The 4,844-nt window shown below is 69.3% G+C and carries 3 protein-coding genes; all 3 read left to right on the top strand.

Annotated elements, in window-relative coordinates; translation table 11 throughout:
* Positions 1 to 1,413 (top strand): SLBB domain-containing protein (locus tag V5A20_RS13080; RefSeq protein ID WP_332327537.1); only part of this gene is annotated, 1,413 nt, incomplete at its 5' end.
* 211 nt (positions 1,414 to 1,624) lie between these two features.
* Positions 1,625 to 2,638, top strand: coding sequence for a GDP-mannose 4,6-dehydratase (locus V5A20_RS13075; protein WP_332316758.1), 1,014 nt, complete (start codon positions 1,625 to 1,627; stop codon positions 2,636 to 2,638).
* Positions 2,639 to 2,866: 228 nt separating this feature from the next.
* Positions 2,867 to 4,822 carry a hypothetical protein gene (locus tag V5A20_RS13070; protein WP_332327536.1) on the top strand — a complete coding sequence of 652 codons (1,956 nt, stop codon included), beginning with the start codon at positions 2,867 to 2,869 and terminating at the stop codon, positions 4,820 to 4,822.
* The last annotated feature ends 22 nt before the right edge of the window (positions 4,823 to 4,844 follow it).

Genomic DNA, 4,844 nt, shown 5'->3' with positions numbered 1-4,844 from the left:
GGGGCGGCCTACCGCGACCAGGCCACCCTCGTCCGCCTCAACGACAGCCTGCGCGAGACGAGCCGCTCTCTCGACCTGAACGCGGTGCTGGAGGACCGGCCCCAGGCCAACGTGGTCCTGCGGCCGGGCGACAGCCTGCACGTGTCGTCCGCCCGCGCGATGGAGGGGGAGCGGAGGGTCCGGATTTCCGGGGCGGTGCGGGACCCGGGCACGTACCGCTACCGCGAGGGCATGACGATTCGCAGTCTCCTCCTGCAGGGCGGCGGGCTGACCGACGACGAGTACCTGAAGGACGTCTTTCTGGGGCGGGCGGACCTGTTCCGCGTGTCGGACGATGGGGAGGAGGAGCGGGTCCTTCCGTTTCACCTGGGCGACGCGCTGGCGGGGGAGGGCATGGCCGACCGCACGCTGCGGCCCGAGGACGAGATCCGCGTGTACCCGGCCACCGTCCAGCGCCTCGACGAGCAGTTCGTGCGCATCAGCGGGGCGGTGCAGGACACCGGCCGCTACGCGTTCCGCGACAACATGACGCTCAAGGACGCGATCCTGCAGGCGAACGGCTTTGCGGAGGGGGCGTCCCTCCGGCAGGTGACCGTCACCCGCATGGTGGAGCGGGAGGGCCAGGAGGGGCAGCGGGCCAGCACCGTGGAGGTGCCCCTGGTTGAGCGAGACCTGGACCCCGAGAACGTGAACTTTTCGGTCCGGGACACGGCCCGGGCTCTGAAGGCCGCCGATGACTTTCAACTGCAACACCGCGACCGGATCTTCATCCGACAGAACCCCGCGTTCCAGCCCCAGCAGACCGTCGCGGTGCAGGGCGAGGTGCAGTACCCGGGCGAGTACACGCTGCTGCGCGACAACGAGCGGCTCTCCAGCGTCATCCAGCGGGCGGGAGGCGTGCTGTCGACCGGCTACCTCAAGGGCGGGCGGCTCGTTCGGCCCGAGGCCCAGGCCGACCAGGACTTCCAGGTGCAGCGGGAGGGCGAGCAGGTCATCGTCGAGATGGAGCGGGCCGTACGCGGCAACCCGGCGGAGGACGTCATCCTGCGCCCGGGCGACGAGGTCATCATTCCGACCCAACCCAACACGGTGGCCGTGCGGGGCAACGTGGCGAACGAGGGCCTCATCAAGCACGAAGAGGGGCGGCGCGTGGACTACTACCTCGACCGCGCCGGCGGCACCCGCGAGAACACGCAGGACGTCTTCCTGACCCAGGCGTCCGGCGCCACCTTCAAGGTGAACACCGGCTGGTTCCGCCGCACGCCGGTGGTGGACGATGGGGCCGTCATCCGGGTCGAAGCAGAGCCCGAGCGGGAGCAGGAGATCGACTACTCTCAAATCGCCTCCAACGTGACGCAGGTCCTGTCGAGCACCCTCACTCTCATCGTGCTCGCGACGCGGGCCTTTAACTGACGGGTGGAACGAAGTTTGTGGAAAGTCTTTGTGGGGGAGGGGCATTCTCTGGTCACTGCCCCCCGTCGTGCGTTTTTAGGGAGTGTGTCGGACCCAGGCGCATGTCTTTGTGCGGCAGAGACAGAGAGGCGAAACGTAACTCCTGAGCCCGCGGACCGGGGGCCCCGTGAGCAATCCCAACGCATTGCATTCAGAACGGAGATCTCGACGCATGAAATACCTGATCACCGGCGGGGCGGGCTTTATTGGCAGTCACCTCGCGGATGCCCTCCTGGAGCACGGGCACCGCGTCCACGCCTTCGACAACCTGTCCACGGGCCGCCTCGCGAACGTCCGGCACCTGGACGACCACGACCGCTTTTCGCTGACGGTGGGCAATGTTCAGGACTATCACACGCTCGAAAAACAAGTTGTTGAGTGTGACCGCATTGTCCACCTGGCGGCCGCCGTGGGGGTGCAGCGCATCATGGACGAGCCCGTTGAGACCCTCCAGACCAACGTCGGCGGGACTGAAAATGTCCTACAGCTTGCCCACTACCACGACACGACGACGCTCGTGGCCTCTACGTCGGAGGTGTACGGAAAGGCGATGGGGAAAGACGAGGACCTGGAGGCCCTGAGCGAGGAGGACGACTGGACGCTCGGCCCCACCTCCAAGCGGCGCTGGGCGTACGCCTGCTCGAAGGCCACGGATGAATTTCTGGCCCAGGCGTACCACGACGAGCACGACCTCCCGGTCGTCATCGCCCGCTTCTTCAACACCGTCGGCCCCCGCCAGTCGGGACGCTACGGGATGGTCATTCCCCGCTTCGTGGAGCGGGCCCTCGCGGGCGCCCCGATCGAGGTGCACGGCGACGGCACGCAGACCCGCTGCTTTACCCACGTGGCCGATGCGGTCTGGGCCACACGGAAACTCCTCGACGCCCCCGAGGCGAGGGGCGAAGTGTTCAACATCGGGCAGGGGACGGAGATCTCGATCAACGAGCTGGCCGAGCGGATCCGGTCGATGACGAACTCCGACTCGGACATTGTCCACGTGCCCTACGAGGAGGTGTACGGCCCCGAGTTCGAAGACATGAAGCGCCGAACGCCGGACGTGAGCAAGCTCCACGCCGCCACGGGCTACGTCCCGCAGCACTCGACCGACGACATTCTCCGCGACGTGATTGCGTCCGTGGACGAGGCGGCCGACGCGGAGCCGGTCGAAGAGGCCTTCGCCCTCTAGGGGGCGGTCAAGCAGTGGTCGGTCACTCCTCAGTCTCTGCGGGTCCGGTGCGCCCTCAAACATTCAAGGCAGGTCGCGCGGGGCGCGTCCCTCCCGCAGTTCCGGCGGTAAGAGCAGAGCAGGAGCATGAAAAAGACGGAACGATTTTTGTGAAGATGTGAAGGTCCCCGCACATCTCGTCTCGACGGACGCTCGGTTGCGCATCTCTTTCATTGGTCGACGCACTTCATGGAGTCGACGATACGTTTCCTTTGGCCCGTCGTGGGAGCCGGCCTCGTGGCCCTGCTGACCACGGCGTTGTGTACGCCCCTTGTAATTCGTGCGGCTCGTAGGTTTGGGTGGGTGGACCGGCCCAGTGACGACCGCTGGCATGAGCGCCCCACGGCCCTCATGGGCGGCATTGCGCTCTTTGGGGGGATTTCGGCGGGGCTCCTTTGGAGTGCGCCGGGCGCCGCCGTTCTGCCGTTCTGGGGTGGGGCGGCGCTTCTGTTCGCGATGGGCCTCGTGGACGACACCTACCCCGTGCCCCCCGCCGGCAAGCTGACGGTGCAGGTGGCCGCCGCCGGCCTCCTTCTCTACGGGGGCTACGCCTTCGGGCCGGCGTGGCCCGTCTGGGTGTCCACGCCCCTGACGCTGCTGTGGGTGGTGGGCATGACCAACTCGGTGAACTTCCTCGACAACATGGACGGCCTCGCAGCGGGGATTGCGGGCATCGCGGCGGCGGTCCTCGGGGCCCTCGCCGTGGGGGCCGGGGCCCTGACGGCCGGCGTCCTCGCGGCCGCGGTGGCCGGGGCGGCGTTCGGCTTCCTGGGCTTCAACGCCAAGCCCGCGCGCATCTTCATGGGCGACTGCGGCAGCCTCGCCCTCGGGTTCTTGCTCGCCGGCCTGGGGCTCGCCGTGCAGGCGGAGATGCCGGTCGGCGATCCCGTCGCGGTGGCGCTGGTGCCCCTCGCTGTGCTCGCCGTGCCGATTCTCGACACGACCCTCGTGACGGTGATGCGCCGCGCGGCGGGGCGCTCCGTCGCGCAGGGGGGGAGCGACCACACCTCGCACCGACTCGTCTTCCTCGGTCTCTCGGAGCGGCGGGCCGTCTGGATGCTGTACGGCCTGAGCCTGCTCTCCGGCGCCGGCGCCCTGCTCGTGCTCGTTGCGGACCCGGCGCTGTTCTACGCGGTCGTGGGCCTCGGCGGCGTGGGCCTCGGGGTCCTGGGGGTTCAGCTTGCCCGGGCCCGCGTCTACGACGACGAGGCGCCTGCCCTGCCGCGGACGGCCCTCGCGCGGCGCCCCTTCCGCGCGCTTCACCGCCTGGCCGGGCCCCACTGGAAGGCCGTCGTCGGCGTCCTCGGGGACGCCCTGATCGTAGGAGCGGCCTTCGTGGGGGCGCACGTTCTGCGGCATGGGGGACACCTGCCGGGGGGCGTCGAAGGCTTTGTGCTGGAGGCCCTCCCCCTCGTCCTCGCGGCGAAAGCGATCGTCTTCTACGCGGGGGGGCTCTACCGCGGCCTCTGGCGGCACGCCGGCACGCCGGAGCTGCTGCGCACGATCACGACCACCCTCGCGGCCTCTGTGCTCGTGGCGGCCCTGCTCATGGGCCTGTACGGCGCGGCGGCCGTCCCCGCGGCGGCCCTCGTCATCGACTGGATGATCACCACGGGGGGCGTCGCCGGGGCGCGATTTGGATTTCGGGGGCTCCGGCAGTACTTTGTGTCTCGTCGGTCCGGGGCCCGGCGGGTCCTGATCTACGGGGCCGACGACACGGGCCTGCTCGCCCTCCGCACCCTCCGCCACGACCCGGAGCGACCGGCCGAGCCGGTGGGCTTCGTGGACGACGACCCGCTCACGGAGGGACAGACCGTGCAGGGGCTGCGCGTGCTCGGCACCCGGACCGACCTCCTGCGTCTCTGCCGCGTCCACGACGTCGACGAACTTCTCATTGCCACCGACGCCCATGTGCCGGAGCGTCGCCGCGTCCTGGCCGAGACGTGCCGCGAGGCCGGGGTCGACTGCCGGGCGTTCGCCGTGTCTTACGCGTCGGTCTCGCCGGGCGCGGACACGCCGCCGGCCTCCGCCGAGACGCCCGTGCCGGTCGGCGAGTCCGCAAACGGGGAGCATGCGGATGTTGCTTCAAACGGGACGCCCGCGAATGGGACGTCTCCGCAACACGGATCCCTGAACGGGCACTAGCCGCCCGTTCCCTTCATGTCTG

Source organism: Salinibacter sp. (assembly GCF_036626415.1).
Classification (GTDB): domain Bacteria; phylum Bacteroidota; class Rhodothermia; order Rhodothermales; family Salinibacteraceae; genus Salinibacter.
Note: the sequence above shows the minus strand (reverse complement) of the source record. Positions and strands in the feature narration are given on the sequence as shown.

Coding starts and splice junctions, on each gene's coding strand:
- V5A20_RS13075 (WP_332316758.1), top strand. CDS start 1,625: ATGAAATACCTGATCACCGGCGGGGCGGGCTTTATTGGCAGTCACCTC.
- V5A20_RS13070 (WP_332327536.1), top strand. CDS start 2,867: ATGGAGTCGACGATACGTTTCCTTTGGCCCGTCGTGGGAGCCGGCCTC.